Origin of the sequence: Nocardioides sp. TF02-7 (genome assembly GCF_022437945.1) — a bacterium.
GTDB lineage: Bacteria > Actinomycetota > Actinomycetes > Propionibacteriales > Nocardioidaceae > Nocardioides.
This window is the reverse complement of sequence record NZ_CP092535.1, coordinates 1061886-1079276: the sequence shown is the minus strand read 5'-3', so window position 1 is coordinate 1079276 and position 17391 is coordinate 1061886. Positions and strand designations below refer to the sequence as shown.

18 protein-coding genes are annotated in these 17391 nt (G+C 72.6%); 8 read left to right on the top strand and 10 right to left on the bottom strand.

Translation table 11 applies throughout. From position 1 onward, the window contains the following. The first annotated feature begins 35 nt into the window (after positions 1–35). From MF408_RS05475 to MF408_RS05465, 3 genes are read left to right on the top strand one after another with little or no spacing between them, the layout of a single operon-like run. The gene (locus tag MF408_RS05475; protein ID WP_275693437.1) at positions 36–341 is read left to right on the top strand and encodes a hypothetical protein; all 306 of its coding nucleotides are present in this window, start codon (positions 36–38) and stop codon (positions 339–341) included. Continuing rightward, positions 334–2229, top strand: coding sequence for an ABC-F family ATP-binding cassette domain-containing protein (locus MF408_RS05470; RefSeq protein WP_240250570.1), 1896 nt, complete (start codon positions 334–336; stop codon positions 2227–2229). The genes MF408_RS05475 and MF408_RS05470 overlap by 8 nt, the downstream gene beginning before the upstream one ends. Next, positions 2226–2735, top strand: a complete 510-nt coding sequence (locus MF408_RS05465) for a histidine phosphatase family protein (protein WP_240250569.1) — start codon at positions 2226–2228, stop codon at positions 2733–2735. The genes MF408_RS05470 and MF408_RS05465 overlap by 4 nt, the downstream gene beginning before the upstream one ends. A 5-nt stretch (positions 2736–2740) precedes the next feature. Here MF408_RS05465 and MF408_RS26605 read toward each other — a convergent pair whose 3' ends face one another. Then, complete coding sequence (locus MF408_RS26605; RefSeq protein WP_345893850.1) at positions 2741–2980, bottom strand: winged helix DNA-binding protein; 240 nt, start codon at positions 2978–2980, stop codon at positions 2741–2743. A 323-nt stretch (positions 2981–3303) separates the two neighbouring features. Here MF408_RS26605 and MF408_RS05455 point away from each other — a divergent pair, with 323 nt between their 5' ends. From MF408_RS05455 to MF408_RS05435, 5 genes are all read left to right on the top strand, one after another. Then, positions 3304–4218 (top strand): alpha/beta hydrolase, encoded by a 915-nt coding sequence (locus MF408_RS05455; protein WP_240250568.1) that lies wholly within the window; start codon positions 3304–3306, stop codon positions 4216–4218. Beyond that, positions 4215–4997, top strand: coding sequence for a trans-aconitate 2-methyltransferase (locus MF408_RS05450; protein ID WP_240250567.1), 783 nt, complete (start codon positions 4215–4217; stop codon positions 4995–4997). The genes MF408_RS05455 and MF408_RS05450 overlap by 4 nt, the downstream gene beginning before the upstream one ends. Next, complete coding sequence (locus MF408_RS05445; protein WP_240250566.1) at positions 4994–5413, top strand: VOC family protein; 420 nt, start codon at positions 4994–4996, stop codon at positions 5411–5413. Before MF408_RS05450 ends, MF408_RS05445 begins: the two co-directional genes overlap by 4 nt. Positions 5414–6099: 686 nt before the next feature. Beyond that, on the top strand, positions 6100–6582 hold the full coding sequence (locus MF408_RS05440) for a hotdog fold domain-containing protein (protein ID WP_240250565.1): 483 nt from the start codon (positions 6100–6102) through the stop codon (positions 6580–6582). A 196-nt stretch (positions 6583–6778) separates the two neighbouring features. Beyond that, positions 6779–7660, top strand: a complete 882-nt coding sequence (locus MF408_RS05435) for a helix-turn-helix transcriptional regulator (protein WP_240250564.1) — start codon at positions 6779–6781, stop codon at positions 7658–7660. A gap of 11 nt (positions 7661–7671) precedes the next feature. Here MF408_RS05435 and MF408_RS05430 read toward each other — a convergent pair whose 3' ends face one another. The 9 genes from MF408_RS05430 to MF408_RS05390 form a co-directional block, all read right to left on the bottom strand. Further along, a complete protein-coding gene (locus MF408_RS05430; protein WP_240250563.1) occupies positions 7672–8526 on the bottom strand; it encodes an amino acid ABC transporter permease in 855 nt (284 codons plus the stop codon). Further along, positions 8523–9227, bottom strand: a complete 705-nt coding sequence (locus tag MF408_RS05425) for an amino acid ABC transporter permease (RefSeq protein WP_240250562.1) — start codon at positions 9225–9227, stop codon at positions 8523–8525. Before MF408_RS05425 ends, MF408_RS05430 begins: the two co-directional genes overlap by 4 nt. A gap of 82 nt (positions 9228–9309) precedes the next feature. Continuing rightward, entirely contained in the window at positions 9310–10212 is a 903-nt protein-coding gene (locus MF408_RS05420) for a glutamate ABC transporter substrate-binding protein (RefSeq protein WP_240250561.1), read from the bottom strand. A 13-nt stretch (positions 10213–10225) separates the two neighbouring features. Beyond that, the gene (locus MF408_RS05415; RefSeq protein ID WP_240251678.1) at positions 10226–10954 is read right to left on the bottom strand and encodes an amino acid ABC transporter ATP-binding protein; all 729 of its coding nucleotides are present in this window, start codon (positions 10952–10954) and stop codon (positions 10226–10228) included. Then, positions 10942–13383 carry a PQQ-dependent sugar dehydrogenase gene (locus MF408_RS05410; RefSeq protein ID WP_240250560.1) on the bottom strand — a complete coding sequence of 814 codons (2442 nt, stop codon included), beginning with the start codon at positions 13381–13383 and terminating at the stop codon, positions 10942–10944. Before MF408_RS05410 ends, MF408_RS05415 begins: the two co-directional genes overlap by 13 nt. Before the next feature lie 64 nt (positions 13384–13447). Further along, entirely contained in the window at positions 13448–14146 is a 699-nt protein-coding gene (locus tag MF408_RS05405) for a hypothetical protein (RefSeq protein ID WP_240250559.1), read from the bottom strand. 38 nt (positions 14147–14184) lie between these two features. Then, complete coding sequence (locus MF408_RS05400; protein WP_240250558.1) at positions 14185–15078, bottom strand: sugar phosphate isomerase/epimerase family protein; 894 nt, start codon at positions 15076–15078, stop codon at positions 14185–14187. After that, positions 15075–16235 (bottom strand): dihydrodipicolinate synthase family protein, encoded by a 1161-nt coding sequence (locus MF408_RS05395; RefSeq protein ID WP_240250557.1) that lies wholly within the window; start codon positions 16233–16235, stop codon positions 15075–15077. Before MF408_RS05395 ends, MF408_RS05400 begins: the two co-directional genes overlap by 4 nt. Further along, entirely contained in the window at positions 16232–17377 is a 1146-nt protein-coding gene (locus MF408_RS05390; RefSeq protein WP_240250556.1) for a Gfo/Idh/MocA family oxidoreductase, read from the bottom strand. Before MF408_RS05390 ends, MF408_RS05395 begins: the two co-directional genes overlap by 4 nt. Positions 17378–17391: the final 14 nt, after the last annotated feature.

Genomic DNA, 17391 nt, shown 5'->3' with positions numbered 1-17391 from the left:
ACGACGTCGTCGAGCGCGGCGACCACGACCACACGATCCGGCCCGGGCTCCGCGACGCCCTCGTCGAGGGCGACCCCGACCGGCTGGCCGTCTACGTCTACAACGACCTCGAGCCGGCGGCGTTCGACCTGCGGCCCGACCTGGAGCGGATCTGCGAGCGCGGCCTGGAGTGCGGCGCGCTGGTGACCGTGCTCTCGGGCTCGGGGCCGACGGTGCTGGGGCTGGCCCGCGACGCCGACCACGCCCGCACGATCGCCCACGAGCTGCGCGAGCGCGGGCACGACGCGGTCGCGGTGGTGCACGGACCGGTCGCCGGGGCGCACGTGGTGCGCTATGAGTAGCCAGAACCTCCTCAACCTGGAGCGGGTCTCCAAGTCCTACGGCGTCCGCCCGCTGCTCGACGACGTCTCGCTCGGCGTCGGCGCGGGCCAGCGGATCGGCATCGTCGGCCGCAACGGCGACGGCAAGACCACGCTGCTGCGGGTGATGACGGGGGAGGAGGAGCCCGACTCCGGTCGGGTCTCCCGGCAGCGCGGGCTGCTGGTCGGCTACCTGCGCCAGGCCGACGACTTCCGCGACGACCACACCGTGCGCGAGGTGGTGCTCGGCGGGCGGTCGGACCACGAGTGGGCGGCGGATGCGCGGCTGCGCGAGGTGGTCACGGTGCTGCTCGCGGGCGTCGAGCTCGACCGCGCCGTCGCCGGGCTGTCCGGCGGTGAGCGGCGCCGCTGCGCGCTCGCCGGGCTGCTGATCGGCGACCACGACCTGGTCGTCCTCGACGAGCCGACCAACCACCTCGACGTCGAGGCGGTGGCCTGGCTGGCGGCCCACCTCGCCGCCCGGCCGTCGGCGCTGGTGGTGGTCACCCACGACCGGTGGTTCCTCGACGCCGTCTGCCAGCAGACGTGGGAGGTCCACGACGGCGGGGTCGACGCCTACGAGGGCGGGTACGCCGCGTTCGTGCTCGCCAAGGCCGAGCGCCAGCGGCAGGCGGCGGCCTCGGAGGTACGCCGGCAGAACCTGGTCCGCAAGGAGCTCGCGTGGCTGCGCCGCGGCGCACCGGCGCGCACGTCGAAGCCGAAGTTCCGCATCGACGCCGCCAACGCGTTGATCGAGGACGTGCCGCCGCCGCGCGACCGGCTGGAGCTGCAGCGGTTCGCGACCCAGCGGCTCGGCAAGGACGTGATCGACGTCGAGGACGTCGACCTCAGTCGCGGCGAGCGGCAGCTGCTCTCCCACGCGACCTGGCGGCTCGGCCCGGGGGACCGGGTGGGCATCGTCGGGGTCAACGGAGCCGGCAAGACCAGTGTGCTCTCGCTGCTCGCCGGCGAGCTCGCGCCCGAGAAGGGGAAGGTGCGGCACGGGCGCACGGTCGTCCTGCGGCACCTGTCGCAGCAGGTGGACGTCGACGACCCCGAGGCGCGGGTGCTGGCGACTGTCGAGTCGATCCGCCGGGTCACCAAGACCCTCGACGGTGAGGTGAGCGCGACCGCGCTGCTGGAGCGATTCGGCTTCACCGGCGACAAGCTCACCGCGCGCCTCGGCGACCTGTCCGGTGGGGAGCGGCGGCGGTTCCAGCTGCTGCGGCTGCTGCTGACCGAGCCCAACGTGCTGCTCCTCGACGAGCCGACCAACGACCTCGACATCGAGACCCTCAACGTGCTCGAGGACTTCCTCGACGGCTGGCCCGGCACCCTCGTCGTCGTCTCCCACGACCGCTACTTCCTCGAGCGGGTCACCGACTCCGTCTGGGCCCTCCTCGGCGACGGCCAGATCTCGATGCTCCCCCGTGGTGTCGACGAGTACCTCGAGCGCCGCACCCGAGATGTCGAATCGGGTGTCGTGGCGGGCCGAATCGGGAGTCGTGGCGCGTCGAGTCGGGTGTCGTGGCGCGAGCCGGCCGCCACGACACCGGACTCGACCGACCACGAGGCCCGATTCGACACACCACGACACCCGAATCAACACGAGCCGCGACCACAGGAGCAGCCGCAGCCGAGGGCGCGGGCGGGGTCGGCGGAGGAGCGGGCGGCGCGCAAGGCGCTGGCCCGGATCGACAAGCAGCTGGAGCGGCTGGCGGCCCGGGAGGCCGAGCTCGCGGCGGCGATCGCCGAGCACGCGACCGACCCCGAGCGGCTCACCGGGCTCGCGGCGGAGATGACGGCGCTGCTGGAGGAGAAGGAGGCGGCCGAGCTCGAGTGGCTCGAGGCGGCCGAGGTGCTGGAGTGACGCTGCACCTGGTGCGGCACGGTCGCCCGCTCACCGACCCGGCCAGGCGCCCGGCGGAGTGGGACCTCGACCCCGCCGGCTACGACGACGTCTGGGCGCTGCGGACGTCCGGCCGGCTGCCGGCCGCCGCGCGGTGGTTCACCTCACCGGAGCCGAAGGCCGTGCAGACCGCCCAGCTGCTCACCGAGGGCGAGGTCGGCGTCGTCCCGGGGCTGCGCGAGCACGTCCGCGACACCGCCGACCGGATCGACGACTTCGCCGGCACGGTACGCCGGGCGTTCGCGCGGCCGGAGGAGCCGGCGTACGACGGCTGGGAGCCGTTGGCGGCCTGCCGCGACCGCGTCGCCGGCACCGTCCGCGCCTTGCTCGCCGAGCACCCCGCCGACGACCTGGTGCTGGTCGGCCACGGCACGGCCTGGACGGTGCTCGTCGCCGAGCTCACCGGCGCGCCGCCCGACCTCGAGCGGTGGGCGTCGCTGCGGATGCCCGACGTCCTGGTCGTCTGACTCCGCTACCCGGTCGCGGCGAACGGCAGCAGCAGGCGGCGCAGCAGCGCGGCGAGCGTCGCCTGGTCGTCGGGGGAGAGGTCGGCGAGCAGCTCGCGCTCTGCCTCGAGCAGCGCGCTGAACGCGCCGTCGACGGCCGCCTTGCCCTCGGGCGTGAGCCGCACCAGCACGCCGCGGCGGTCGGAGGGGTCCGGGTGCCGCTCGACCAGGCCGCGGGCGGTGAGCCGGTCGACCCGGTTGGTCATCGTGCCGCTGGTCACCAGGGGTCTCGCGGAGCAGCCGCCCCGGCGACAGCTCGTACGGCGACCCGGCGCGGCGCAGCGCGGCGAGGACGTCGAACTCCCACGGCTCGATCTCGTGGGCGGTGAACGCCTGGCGACGGGCCCGGTCGACGTGGTGGCCGAGCCGCGAGATCCGGCTGAACACCGACACCGGGCCGAGGTCGAGGTCGCCCCGCTCGCGCGCCCACGCGTCGAGCAGGTCGTCGACCTCGTCCCTCGCCATGCCTCCAGGCTACCGGACCATCGAGAATCTTGACATCAAGATATGACGGCGTAGGGTCGGCCACGTGAAGACGCTGGCCGCCGACCTCGAGCAGCTGCGCCTCGCTGCCCTGACGTGGGGCCCGGTCGACGACCGCGACCGGCCGCTCGCCGTCCTGCTCCACGGCTTCCCCGACACCGCCCACACCTGGCGCCATCTCGGCCCGGCCCTCGCCGGCGCCGGCTTCCGGGTGGTCGCGCCGTTCACCCGCGGCTACGCGCCCAGCGGCCTCCCCGCCGACGGCAGCTACCACGTCCCGGCGCTGATGCGCGACGTCCTGGAGCTGCACGCCGCGCTCGGCGGCGACGGTCGCTCGGTCGTCGTGGGCCACGACTGGGGCGCCATCACCGCCAACGGCCTGGCGGCGCTGCCCGACGGCCCGTTCGCGCGCGTGGTGTCGATGGCGGTCCCGCCGGTCCCGGCGCTGCGTCCCGCCGCCGCCGACGTGTCCCGGTGGGCGCGGATCCTGCCGCGCCAGGCCGCGCTGAGCTGGTACGTCGCCTTCAACCAGCTCCCCGCCCTGCCGGAGCGGTCGTTCGAGCGCCTGGCCGCCCACCTGTGGCGGCGATGGTCGCCGGCGTACGACGCCACCGCCGACCTCGAGCACCTCGCCGCTGCGCTGCCGACCCGCGAGCGCCGGGCCGCGGCGATCGGCTACTACCGCGCCCAGGCCCGCCCGTGGCAGCTGCCGTCCCGCTACCGCGACCTCGCCCGGGTCTGGCTCGCCGAGCCGCGGGTCCCGCTGCTCTACCTGCAGGGCTCCGACGACGGATGCCTCGCCCCCGCCTGGACGGCTCGGTTGTCGGCGCTGTCGGCCCGGCTGCCGGCCGGCAGCCGGGCCGCGGTCGTCGCCGACGCCGGCCACTTCCTCCAACTCGAGCGGCCCGACGTCGTCGCCGACCGCGTGCTCGAGTTCCTCGCCGAAGGGAACCTCCCATGACCCGACCCCACACCTGGGACCCCGACCGCTACCTCGCCTTCGCCGACCACCGCGGCCGCCCGTTCGTCGAGCTCCTCGGCCGGGTCGCCGCCACCGCACCGGCCACGGTCGTCGACCTCGGCTGCGGCCCCGGCAACCTGACGGCGCTGCTCGCCGAGCGCTGGCCGGGCGCGGAGGTGGCGGGCGTCGACAGCAGCCCGGAGATGCTCGAGCGGGCCCGGCGCGACGTGCCGGGCGTCTCCTTCGTCGAGGGCGACCTGCGCGACTGGGCGCCGGCGGACCCGGTCGACGTGCTCGTCTCCAACGCCACCCTGCAGTGGCTGCCCGACCACCTCGAGCTCCTCGGCCGGCTGGTGGGCCTGGTGCGCCCGGGCGGCTGGCTCGCGTTCCAGGTGCCCGGCAACTTCGACGAGCCGAGCCACACGATCCGCGCGGGGCTCGCCGCCGAGGAGCCGTACGCCGCGCACACGGCCGGCGCCGCCGCGCCCTCGTCCCACGACGCCGCGACCTACCTGCGCGCGCTCCAAGGCCTGGGGTGCGAGGTCGACGCGTGGGAGACGACGTACCTCCACGTCCTCCACGGCCCCGACCCGGTCTTCACCTGGGTGTCCGGCACCGGTGCCCGCCCCACCCTCCAGGCGCTTCCCGCCGACCTGCGGCCGGCGTTCGAGGACGAGCTCCGGCGCCGGCTGCGGGCGGCCTACCCCGACGACGGCCACGGCGTCGTGCTGCCGTTCCGGCGGGTGTTCGCCGTCGCCCGGGTGGGAGGTGCCGCGTGAGGCTCCACCACGTGCAGGTCGCCTGCCCGCCCGGCGGCGAGGGCCGGGCGCGCCGGTTCTACGCCGACGGGCTCGGTCTGGCCGAGGTGTCGAAGCCGCCGGAGCTCGCCGGCCGGGGCGGCGCCTGGTTCCGGGCGTACGACGGCGGCGGCGCGGTCACCGCCGAGATCCACGTCGGCGTCGAGGAGCCGTTCGCCCCGGCTCGCAAGGCCCACCCCGCGCTGGTGCTCGAATCGGTCGCCGAGCTCGAGGCGACCGCGGCCCGGCTGGAGGCCGCGGGGTTCGCCGTCGACTGGCGCGAGCGCCGGTCGTTCACCGGCTTCGAGCGGTTCCACACCGTCGACGGCGCCGGCAACCGGGTCGAGGTGATGACGCCCGCGCCGGCGCCAGTGCCGGGGGACGCCGAGCGCCCGTGACCGCGGGGCAAGCGGTCACGGGCGCTCTCTGCGTCACTCGACCCGAATGAGGGAGACCCGGTGGTGTGGAAAGGCTGGGTCAGGTTCCTGGTCGGGTGACGGTCCGGGGCGCGGGGTCACGGTGAAGGTGGACGCGAGCGGTGGCCGGTCGGGCTGTGCGTCGAGCGAGGTGACGACCGAGGTGCCGGTGCGCCGGGGCGGCCGGCCGCGGCCTCTCGACGGACAGGCCGCGGCGCGCCGCCGGACACGCACCGGTCGCACATCCCTGCATGCTGACGGATCCCCCACGATTCGTTTGGCACCGGCCTCCGGGAGCATCGGAGGCCGAGGTTGCACGCTGCGCTGCGCGCGACGCCGCCCCGGGAACTACGTTGGAGCCGCACCGGTGCTCGCCTGCCAACGCCCGACCGTCGGTTGGACCGGAGTCGGACGCCAAGCAAAAACCGGATGTCCCCGTGGTTGCTGCGACGACGCTAACGGGGGCCGCGACGACAGCCAACCGGTCCGTGGCATTTGGGTTTCACATTCGGTAATCGAGACAGCGTGTTGCCGATCACGGCCGACGGACCCGGTCGTCAGGCTCGCCTGCGACGACGGATTCCGCCGCCGGCGGCCCGCATCGACACGCGCTTCCGCAGAGGAAGGGCGGGTTGCCGCCGGTGGTTACCCGCCAGTAATGTCGGCTCGTGACCAACCTCCTCAGCCTCTGGACGACCCTCACGCGGGCACCGGTGATCGGCCGCCCGGTCGGCCAGCGGGTCTTCTCCTTCGCCTTCACCCGCAAGGCGCCGTACTTCGCCTCCATCCACCCGCGGATGACCGAGCTCCGGCCCAACCGCGCCGAGCTGGTGATCCCCAAGCGGCGCAGCGTGCACAACCACATCGGCACCGTCCACGCGATCGCGCTCTGCAACGGCCTGGAGATGGCGATGGGCGCGCTCGCCGAGGCGACCATTCCCAGCGACAAGCGGTGGATCCCGAAGGGGATGGAAGTCGCCTACACGGCCAAGGCCACCAGCGACATCACCTGCATCGCGGAGACCGACCAGGAGCAGTGGGACGCCGCCGACGGCGACCTCCCGGTCCGGGTCCGGGGGGTCCGCGACGACGGCACGGTCGTCGTCGAGGGGGTCATCACGCTGTGGGTCACCGCCCGGCCGGGCCGGTGACTGGCTAGGATGGCCGCTGCCCGGCCTCCGTCCGCGAGGAAGGTAAAGGTTTCGGGCGACCGGGTGACCCGGGGACGGGTCGCTCGTTAGCAGTTGGGCACCGCGCGGCAGCGCGCAATTTGGGGGTGTGTTGTCGGGCGGTGCCGCCCAGGGGGAAGCTTCAGCAGCGAAATGGGGGATCTCGCTGATGCATGCCATGACGTCGGTCGTCCGGCTCCAGGACGCCGACCGGATCATCACTGACGTACTCGCGCGCGCCGACCGCGTGCCACGCGGGCCGGAGGCGGTGGTGTGGCGCCGGCTCGCGGCGCAGCTCGACGGCCGGCCCGCGGGCTTCCGCAGCGCGGTGGTCGCCAACCTGCTCGCGCTGGCGACGCTCGACGACCCGGCCGACCTGCTCGTCTACCACGAGCTGGCCAAGGCGGCCGGTCATGCCGAGGTCGCGCGGCGGCAGCAGGAGGCGCTCGACCTGGCCGGCGACGGCCAGGGGCTGCCGATGACCACGGCCGTCGTACGCCGGCTCGGTGGCGCGTTCCGCGTGGAGTCCGCGCTGGTCGACGCCGTCGGCATCTCGACGACCGCGGACGTGGTCTCGACCTGCGGCGCGGGTGTCGTGCACCTGCTGCTCGCCGGCCTGCCGGCCGAGCCGCTGCCGGACGTGCGGCCGATCGCGTCGGTCGAGGAGATGCACGACCTCCACGAGCACGGCAACGCCGCGGTGTGGCGCGCCCACGTCGCCGCGATCGCCGCACACCCGTGGGGGCCCTATCCCAAGCACCTCCGTGAGCTCGCCGACCGGGCAGGGAAGCCGCACTTCGGCGCCGGTGCGGCGCTCGTGGCCGAGCTGTGCCGGGCCGACGCCGAGCAGGCGGAGCGGCGCGCGGTGGCGCGCGAGATCCGCAAGCTGGTAGCCGAGTCCGGGCTCAGCCAGCGCGCGTTCGCGTCCGCCGTCGGGACCTCGGCCTCCCGCCTGTCGACCTACGTCACCGGCTCGGTCGTGCCGTCCGCGGCGATGATGCTGCGGATCACCCGCACCGGCCGCAGGTTTGCCGAGGCGCGCGCGGTGTCGGCGGGCTGACCGGGGCTGGATCAGGCCTTCTCGGTCGCCTGGGCCTCGCCGACCATCGGCACGTCCAGCACCTTCTTCTCGCCGACGAAGCGCTTCTGCGCGAACGTCGCGACGACGGTGAGCAGCAGGTTGGCCGCGACGTAGATTCCCGCGATCACCACGTAGACCGGCACGTGGTTCTGGAACTCGAGGTAGATCGGGCGCGCCACCGCGGTGAGTCCGGGTGCGGCGATCGCATAGCCCAGGCTGGTGTCCTTCAACGTGACGACGCACTGGCTGATGATCGCCGGGATCATGATCTTCACTGCCTGCGGCAGCAGGACGACCGACATCACCTGGCTCTTGCGCATGCCGATGCCGTAGGCGGCCTCGGCCTGGCCTGCCGGCACCGCGAGGATGCCGGCGCGGAACACCTCGGCGAGCACCGCCCCGTTGTAGAGGGTCAGCGCCGCGACCACGCACCAGAACGGTCCCGCCGACCCGTGGTAGATGCCCCAGAGGAAGAAGAGGACGATCATCAGCATCAGCACCGGGATGGCGCGGAACAGCTCCACCACCGCCCAGCAAGGCACCCGGACCAGGGCGTGGTCGGAGAGCTTGCCGACGCCGAGGACCACCCCGAGCACCATCGCGCCGACGATGCCGCCAACGGCCATCTTGAGGGTCTCGAGCAGGCCGTCGACGAGGATGAACTCGACGTAGGACGGCGTGACGAAGACCTCCCACTTGTCGCCCTCGAACTGACCCTCCTGGTCGAGCCGGTAGCCGGCGAACGCGACGAGCGCGAGGAGGGCGAGAACGGTGAGGACGGTGTAGAGGCGGTGGCGCCGGACCGTCCTGGGCCCGGGTGCGTCGAACAGGACGCTCTGGCTCATCGCGCGACCCTCCACCGGCGCTCGAGCCGGCCGCTGGCGAACGACAGCAGCTCGACCAGGATCACGAACACGAGGATGAAGACGCCGATCGGCCACAGCTTCTCGACGGTTCCCGGTGTCTTGTCGAGGATCTGCTTGAGGGCGTAGGCCGACTCCAGCACGAGGACGCTCGCCGCGACCGTCGTGTTCTTCAGCAGTGCGATCAGCGTGCTGGCCAGCGGCGGGAGGGCCGCGCGCAGCGCCTGGGGGAGGACGACGTTGCTCAGCACGCCTCCGAACGGCAGCCCGATGGCCCGGGCCGCCTCGGCCTGGCCGACGGGCACCGCGTTGACCCCGGACCGCAGCGACTCGCACACGAACGAGGCGGTGTAGAGGATGAGTCCCACGGTTGCGCCGGCGAACGCGTTGGTCATCCGGATGTCGCCCCAGCCGGTGGAGATGACGATCTTCACGAACTGGAAGTTGATGCCGATCTTCGGCGCCGCGAGCGAGAAGAACACCAGGATCAGGAGCAGCGGTGTGTTGCGCACCAGGGTCACGTACGTCGCCGCCGCCCGCCGCATGACGGCGATCGGGCCCACGCGCATCGCGACCAGCAGCGTGCCGAGCAGCAGCGCACCGATCCCGGAGATCAGGAACAGCAGGACCGTGGCGGCGAAGCCGATGCCGATGAACTGGTAGTTGTCGACGACGACGTCCACGCGGGAGCTCCTCTCGGGTCGGGTCGGTGCGCCGCGTCGGCCGGGGCAGCGCTGGGGCCGCCCCGGCCGACGCGGTCGGGGGTCAGCTGCAGGAGTCCATCGACGGCGGCTCGGGCGTCTCCGCCCCGGAGTCGCCGAGCGTGGTCTCGAAGGCCTCGGCCCACGTGCCGTCGTCCATGGCCTCCTGGAGGACGCCGGTGATCCACTCGCACATCTCCGGGTACTCCTTGCCGTACCCGATGCCGATCCGCTCCTCGGAGAACTCCGGACCGACCACCTTGAGCTCGCCGTCGTACTGCGCTGCGAGACCGAGGAGGATCGAGCCGTCGGTGGACATCGCCGGCACCGAGCCGTCGGCCACCTGCTCGGCGCAGATGCTGTAGGTGTCGGCGGGCACGCCGACGGCGCCGGCCTTGGTGACGTTCTCGAGCGACGTCGACCCGGACGCCGAGCAGACCTCCTGGCCCTGCAGGTCGTCGATCGACTCCACGTCGCTGTCGGTCGGGACCAGCACCTGCTGGCCGGTGATGAAGTACGGCCCGGCCTGGCCGACGACCTGACGGCGTTCGTCGGTGATCGAGTACGACGCGGCCACGATGTCGACGCGCCCGCTCTGGAGGTACGGCTCGCGGTTGTCGGAGATCGTCTCCTCGTAGTTCACCGCGCCCGTGTCGTTCGGGTCGATGCAGAGGTCGGCCACGAGCAGCTTGGCCATCTCGACGTCGAACCCGGACGGGAGGTCGTCGGTGGCGCCCTTGAACCCGAGTCCGGGCTGGTCGAACCGGACGCCGACGTTGATCGTGCCGGCCTCGGCCAGCTCCGCCATCCGGGTGCCTTGCTCGAACTTGTCGTCGCAGTCGGACTCCGCCTCGACCTGCGTGCCGCCGCCGTCGCCGCCCTCGTCGTCGCCGGCGTCGCCGCACGCTGCGAGCGTCGCCGCAAGGAGCACCGTCGATGCGAACGCCCCGAGCCTCATTCTGCGCATAACCCAACTCCTCCTAGTGTTTGAGGATCTTGCCGAGGAAGTCCTTGGCGCGATCGCTCTGCGGATTGGTGAAGAACGTCTCCGGGTCGGCCTCCTCGACGACCGCGCCGTCGGCCATGAAGACCACCCGGTTGGCGGCGGTCCGGGCGAAGCCCATCTCGTGGGTGACGACGACCATGGTCATCCCGCGCTCGGCGAGGTCGACCATCACGTCGAGCACCTCCTTGATCATCTCCGGGTCGAGCGCGGAGGTGGGCTCGTCGAAGAGCATCACCTTCGGCTCCATCGCCAGCGCGCGGGCGATCGCCACCCGCTGCTGCTGGCCGCCGGAGAGCTGGGCGGGGTACTTCGCGGCCTGGTGGCCGACCCCCACCCGGTCGAGCAGCTCCTTGGCGCGCGCCTGCGCGTCGGCCTTCGACTGCTTGCGCACCTTGGTCGGCCCGAGCGTCACGTTCTCGAGCACGGTCTTGTGCGCGAACAGGTTGAAGCTCTGGAACACCATGCCGACGTCGGCGCGCAGCCGGGCCAGGGCCTTGCCCTCCTGGGGCAGCGGCTGGCCGTCGATCGAGATCTCGCCCTCGTCGATGGTCTCGAGCCGGTTGATCGCCCGGCACAACGTCGACTTGCCGGCACCCGAGGGGCCGATCACGACCACCACCTCGCCCCGGGCGATCGAGAGGTCGATGTCCCGCAGCACGTGCAGCTCGCCGTACCACTTCTGCACGCCGCTCAGGCGCACCAGGGGAGCGTCGGTGGTCTCCTGCATGCCGCGACGTTAGACCCGACTAGACAGATCGGCCAGACCACGCGCCGTCCGGTGATCATCTTGTGACCAGCAGCGGTCCCCTGGAAATGAGCCGACGTTCCGGCGCGGTCTCCCGCGCCGGAACGTCGTGGGCGGACCCTGGTCAGCGGCGGACGAGCCGTCGGTGCTGCCGCTTCACCTCGCTCGCGGAGAGGTCGGTGTCGAAGAACATCAGCGTGTCCATCCGGCAGTTGCACGGGTTGCGCTCGGAGCCGTCCTGCAGGGAACGAGCCGCCGATCTTGATGCCGCGCGGGTCCGTGGGCGACGTGCCGGTGCCGTCGACCTGCCAGGGGTCACCGGCGTTGGTGTAGGACCCGTCGAGCCGCTTGCCGTTGCGGTAGAGCGCCATCCGGCCCGTCGTGTAGTCGAACGTCGCGGCCAGGTGGACCCACTCGTCCTGGGGCAGCAGGTCCTGCCAGTCGCGCGTGGCGGCGAAGGTCTGCGAGGCGCCGGTGTCGATCCGGCGGCCGAGCGCGACCAGCCGGAGCTCGCCGTCGACCTCGATCAGCTCCAGCAGCGCCCGGACCCCGTGCCCGTCGGAGTTGCCGCTGAGCACCCCGGCCAGTCCGATCGCGTTGTAGCCCGCGGTGGGGTTGTTGCCGGTCATCTTGAACCAGCCCATCACCGTGATCCCCTCGGCGCCGTTGAAGGCGCGCAGCGACGAGGCTCCGTCCTCGTCCCACACGCCGGCCTTCCACGGCTCGCCGGTGGGGGACTCGGCGGCGCTGTGGACCTGGAGGGCGTTGTTGCTGCCCGGGTGGGCCCCGTCGTCGACCCGCATGTCCTCGCCTCCGTTGACCAGGTGCAGCAGCGTCCGGGAACCGCCCTGGTCCTCCTCGTAGGCGTCGTTCGCCGCGAACGGGTGCTCGAAGTCGTACGCCGCCACCAGGTCGTCGCGCAGCCCGGGCTCGACGTCCTGCGGGACCGGTGCCCGGCGGGTGCCGGTGACCTTCCAGATGGTGCCGGTGGCCTTGGCGAGCAGGTAGAGGTTGCGGTCGGAGTCGGTGCCGAACCGCAGGTCGACCCGGCCGTCGCCGACGAAGTCGGTCATCCGCATCCGGGTGCCGTCGGCGTCGTAGAGCGCGAGCTCGCGGATCGGCGCCTCCTTTCTCGCCTCGTCCCGCATCCGTGCGACGTCGGTGTAGAACACCCGGCCCTCGACGAGGTCGCCGAAGACGTACTTGCCGTTGAGCCCGCGCAGGTCGCCGCGGTGCACCAGGCCACCGGAGATGGCGTGACCGGAGTCGGAGTTGCAGGGCCAGTTGGCCGGCGGGTCGTGGTCGTAGGAGGCGACCGGGTAGTCGTACCCGGCCTCGGCCATCTCGTCGGTGAGCGGGTAGAGGTAGCACTGGTTCTCGTTGCGGTACGCCAGCCGGCCCTCGATGACCGGCCAACCGAAGTTGTCGCCGGCGTCGACGTCGTAGACCGCCTCGATCGCGTGCTGGCCGATGTGGCCGAGGAACATCCGGTTCCTGCCCTTCACGTCCCAGCTGAACCGGTGCGGGTCGCGCATGCCGACGGCGTAGATCTCACCGAGCGCGCCCGGCTCGTCGACGAACGGGTTCGACTCCGGGATGCCGTACTGCCCGTTGGGGCTGTCGTCGCCGAGCGGGTCGATCCGCAGGATCTTGCCCGCGGGCGTCGCGAGGTCCTGCGGCACGTCGCTGCTGACGCCGATGCCGCCGTCGCCGACGGCCAGGTAGAGCAGGCCGTAGTCCTCGTCGCCCGGCTCGGCGGTCGGGTTGAAGTCGATCTGCTGGATGGCGTGGATCTGGGTCCGGAACCCGAACCGGAACAGCTCGCGCTTGGTGCCGGCGAACGTGTCGGCCGACGGGTCGTCGGCGGTCCACTCGGTGACCACGCTCTGCACGGTCGACGGCGTCTGGGCGGGGTACGTCGACTCGAACGGCGCGTCGCCGGCATCGGTGTGGACGGTGTAGAGCTTGCCGTTCTCCTCGAACTCCGGGTGGAAGGCCACGAACCCGAAGCCGGAGCCCATGCCGCGCCAGGAGAAGAAGTGCGGGAACTGGTCGCGCACGTCAAGGTACTCGGTGTGGTCACCGTCCTCGAGCAGGTAGAGCGGTCCGTTGAGGTCGGGGACGTACTGCCGCCCGGAGCCGTCGGGCACCTCGCCGATGTAGTTGATCCGGTTGTGGCGGTCGCCGATCCGCGCGTCGGTCCAGGGGCCGTTCGGCTCCGACGCCGGCAGCTGGGCGTGCTCCTCGAGCACCAGCCCGAGGGTGGACTGCTCGATCTCGGCGGGGATGGGGTCGGTGATCGGGTCGTCGGCGCCGTCGGCCGTGGCCGAGGGCGCGAGAGGGTGAGCGTCACGGCGAGCACGGCTGCTGCCGCGGCACCCACCCACTGGCGGGAGGTGCGCATGGAACGGTTTCCTTTCCGAGACTTCCGAGAGGTGGGGAAGAGCGGGGTCACCGGGCGGTGCCGACGACGGAGAAGTGGCGGGTGCGGCCGTGGTTGTCGAACGATCCGAAGCCGACCCGGCCGCCGGAGAACGTGGTGTCGGTGGCGGTCATGAGCGGCTCGTCCGCGCCGTCGACGTGCACGGCGATCGCGCCGGTCCTCGCGTCGTAGTCGAGGCGGACGTCGTGCCAGTCGGTGTCGTCGATCGCGGGTGGGGCGCCGACGGCGCCGTCCCACTGGTCGTCGATCCGCCGGCGGTCGGCGTCGTCGACGACGAAGATCCCGTTGTGCGGGTAGATCGTGTTGTCCTGCGAGAGGTGGGCGTAGTAGAAGCGGGTCGGCGACCGGTAGTTCCAGACGATGATGACGTCGCGGTTGTCGACCTCGACCGGCTCGTCGATCCGCACCTGCGCCGAGATCCGCACCGAGGAGAGCTCGGGACCCTTGGTGACGATCGCGTACTCGAACGGCCGGCGCGGACCGGGCGGCGCCTCGCCCGGCTCGGTGAGGACGACCTGGCCGCGCTCGAACGCCCACTTGGCGTCGATGAGCGGGTCCCAGTGCCGGGGCGTGGGTGCGGCGTGAACCCGGACGACGCGTGGTCCGTGGTCGTGGCCGGCGGTCGCCGGTGGCGGGCCGGTCAGCATCGTGGCTGCCAGGCCGGCTCCGGCGACGACGCCGACGATCCTCGAGCGGGTCGGGTGCATGGCTTCTTCCTTCCGAGTCAGGTGCCTGCGGTGGGGAGCTACACGTGCGGCTCCACGAGCTCGACGTAGCGACGTGCGAGGGTGTCGAGGACGGCGTGCCCGTCGGCCGCCCACACGTCGGCGTTGAAGATCTCGACCTCGACGTCGCCGCGGTAGCCGGCGTCGGCGACGCAGCGGGAGAGGTGCCCGAAGTCGATGTGTCCGTCGCCCATCATCCCGCGGGAGAGCAGGGCGTCGGGCGGGAGCGGCGTGATCCACTCGCACACCTGGTAGGAGGCGATCCGGCCCGCCGCGCGGGCGATCTGCTCCTCGACACCGGGCTCCCACCACACGTGGAAGGTGTCGACGGCGACGCCGACCGCCTCGCTCGGCAGCGGCTCGGCGATGTCGAGCGCCTGGGCCAGCGTCGAGACGACGCCGCGGTCGGCGGCGAAGATCGGGTGCATCGGCTCGATCGCGAGCCGGACGCCGGTGTCGAGACGTGTGGCACGAGCCGTTCGACCGCATCCCCCCACCCGGCCCCGGGCGCCGCGGAGGTCGCGATCGGCTGCGGGGAGGCCGCCGGGCACGAGCACCAGGCAGGCAGCGCCGAGCGCGGCGGCCTCGTCGAGCGCGCGTCGGTTCTCGTCGTGTGCCCGGTCCTGCTCGGCCGGGTCGGCGGCGGTGAAGAAGCCACCCCGGCACAGCGACGAGACGCGGAGGCCGGAGTCCCCGACCATCCGCACCGCCGTGGCGAGGCCCACGGCGGCCACCGGCTCGCGCCAGACGCCGATCGCCGGCACGCCGTGCTGCACGCACGCGTCGACCGCCTCCTGCAGCGACCACCGGTCGACGGTCTTCTGGTTGAGCGACAGTCGGGCGAGCCGTGGGTCGCCGGGCGCGGGGGTCTCCGTCCGTGCGGCGATCCCGGACGGGACGTCGATGTCGGTCATCGGGCGGCTCCCGCCGCCTCGAGCCAGAGCCGCAGCCGGTGGGCGGCGAGCTCCGGGTCGGGCAGCAGCTGCGCGTCGTTGGCGAGCGCGAACAGCCGCCCGAGGTGCACCACGCTGCGGGCCGACTGCAGGCCGCCGACCATCGTGAAGCCCGGTTGGTGCCCGCACAGCCACGAGAGGAATGCGATCCCGGTCTTGTAGTGCCAGGTGGGTGTCTCGAAGACGTGCCGCGAGAGCGGCAGGGTCGGCGCCATCTCCGCGTCGTACGTCGCCAGGTCGTCGTCGTCGAGCGCCGTGAGCGCCGCCGCGGCGGCGGGGGCGATCGCGGCGAACGCCCCGAGGAGAGCGTCGGAGTGGTGCCGGCCGTCGCCGCGGATCAGCTCGGGGTAGTTGAAGTCGTCGCCGGTGTAGAGCCGGACGCCCCGGGGCAGCGCCGCCCGGAGTCCGAGCTCGTGCTCGGCGGACAGCAGCGAGACCTTCACCCCGTCGACCTTGTCCGCGTGCGCCCGCACCAGGTCGAGGAACGTGGCGGTGGCCGCGTCGACGTCGACCGAGCCCCAGTAGCCGCGCAGGTGCGGGTCGAACACCTCTCCGAGCCAGTGGAGGATCACCGGCTCGCGCACCTGACGCAGGAGGTCGGCGTACACCTCCAGGTAGTCGTCGGGCCCGGTCGCGACGGCGGCGAGGTGGCGCGAGGCCATGAGGATCACCTGGGAACCGGTGGACTCGACGAACCCGACCTGCTCGAGGTAGGCGTCGCGCACCTCGGCCGGTGTCGTCAGCCGGTCGCGGTGGTCGGTGCCGGCGCCGGAGGCGATCCGGGCGCCGAAGTCGCGGGCCTGCTCGGCGCTGCGGCGCACCAGCTCCTGCACGGCGGGCCAGTCGAGTCCCATGTTGCGCTGGGCGGTGTCCATCGCCTCGGCGACGCCGAATCCGTAGCGGAACAGCTCGCGGCGGAACGCCAGCGTCGACCCCCAGTCGACGACGGCCGGTGCACCCGGGACGTTCTCCCCGCGCGGGTCGGCGACGACGTGCGCGGCGGCGAACGCGACCCGGCGGGCGTACGGCCGGGGGTGGTCCTTCCACCGCCGCGGCTCGCGCAGCTCGACCCGCTCCCAGCCCCCGCCTGCCAGCGGGACCTCGACGTGTCCGCTCATCGGGCCGGCATCTCCACGCGGCGGCCCTCGGCGGAGGACCGCAACCCGGCGTCGACGAGCTCGAGACCCCGGACGCCCGCGGCGAAGTCGTAGGGGTGTGGCCGCCCGTGGTGGACGTCGAGCAGGAACTGCTCCCACTGCGCGCGGAAGCCGTTGCCGAACTGCTGGTTGTCCGGAACCTCGGCCCACTGTGCGCGGAAGTCCTCGCTGGTCGGCACGTCGGGGTTCCACACCGGCATCGGCGTCAGCTCCCGCGGCTGGACCCGGCAGCCGAACAGCCCGGCGACGGCGGAGCCGTGGGTCCCGTCGACCTGGAACTCCACGAGCTCCTTCCGCTCGACCCGCACGGCCCACGAGGAGTTCACCTGCGCAATCACGCCGCCCTCGAGCTCGAAGATCGCGTACGCCGCGTCGTCGGCGGTGGCGTCGTACCTCCGGCCGTCCTCGTCCCAGCGCTCGGGGATGTGGGTGACCGCCTTCGCGGTGACCGCCTCGACCCGGCCGAAGAGGTTCTCCAGCACGTAGTTCCAGTGGCAGAACATGTCGAGCACCATCCCGCCGCCGTCCTCGGCGCGGTAGTTCCAGCTCGGCCGCTGGGCGGGGAGGTAGTCGCCCTCGAACACCCAGTAGCCGAACTCTCCCCGCACGGAGAGGATCCGGCCGAAGAACCCACCGTCGACCAGCCGCTTGAGCTTCATCAGGCCGGGCAGGTAGAGCTTGTCGTGGACGACGCCGTTGATGATGCCGTGCCGTTCGGCGGCCTCCACCAGCTCGAGGCCCTCGTCGACCGACTCCGCGATCGGCTTCTCCGTGAACACGTGCTTGCCGGCGGCGGCGGCCTTGAGGATCGCCTTCTTCCGCTCGCTGGTGACCTGGGCGTCGAAGTAGATGGGGGCGGGGTCGTCGGCCAGTGCCTCGTCGAGGTCGGTGGTCCAGTCGCTGACGCCGTGCTGCCCGGCGAGCCGGGCGACCTTGTCGGCGTTCCGCCCGATCAGGACCGGCTCGACCTGCAGCCGGCCACCGGCGGGGAGCACGATCCCACCGTCCTCGCGGATCGCGAGGATCGAGCGGAGGAGGTGCTGTCGGTAGCCCATCCGGCCGGTGACGCCGTTCATCAGGATGCGGTACGTGGTGTCGGGCATGGGGTCCTCGTCGT

Excerpts from the sequence above, each read along its gene's own strand:
- MF408_RS05470 (WP_240250570.1), top strand. The coding sequence starts at position 334 with ATGAGTAGCCAGAACCTCCTCAACCTGGAGCGGGTCTCCAAGTCCTAC.
- MF408_RS26605 (WP_345893850.1), bottom strand. The coding sequence starts at position 2,980 with ATGACCAACCGGGTCGACCGGCTCACCGCCCGCGGCCTGGTCGAGCGG.
- MF408_RS05450 (WP_240250567.1), top strand. The coding sequence starts at position 4,215 with ATGACCCGACCCCACACCTGGGACCCCGACCGCTACCTCGCCTTCGCC.
- MF408_RS05435 (WP_240250564.1), top strand. The coding sequence starts at position 6,779 with ATGACGTCGGTCGTCCGGCTCCAGGACGCCGACCGGATCATCACTGAC.
- MF408_RS05430 (WP_240250563.1), bottom strand. The coding sequence starts at position 8,526 with ATGAGCCAGAGCGTCCTGTTCGACGCACCCGGGCCCAGGACGGTCCGG.
- MF408_RS05420 (WP_240250561.1), bottom strand. The coding sequence starts at position 10,212 with ATGCGCAGAATGAGGCTCGGGGCGTTCGCATCGACGGTGCTCCTTGCG.
- MF408_RS05405 (WP_240250559.1), bottom strand. The coding sequence starts at position 14,146 with ATGCACCCGACCCGCTCGAGGATCGTCGGCGTCGTCGCCGGAGCCGGC.
- MF408_RS05400 (WP_240250558.1), bottom strand. The coding sequence starts at position 15,078 with ATGACCGACATCGACGTCCCGTCCGGGATCGCCGCACGGACGGAGACC.
- MF408_RS05395 (WP_240250557.1), bottom strand. The coding sequence starts at position 16,235 with ATGAGCGGACACGTCGAGGTCCCGCTGGCAGGCGGGGGCTGGGAGCGG.
- MF408_RS05390 (WP_240250556.1), bottom strand. The coding sequence starts at position 17,377 with ATGCCCGACACCACGTACCGCATCCTGATGAACGGCGTCACCGGCCGG.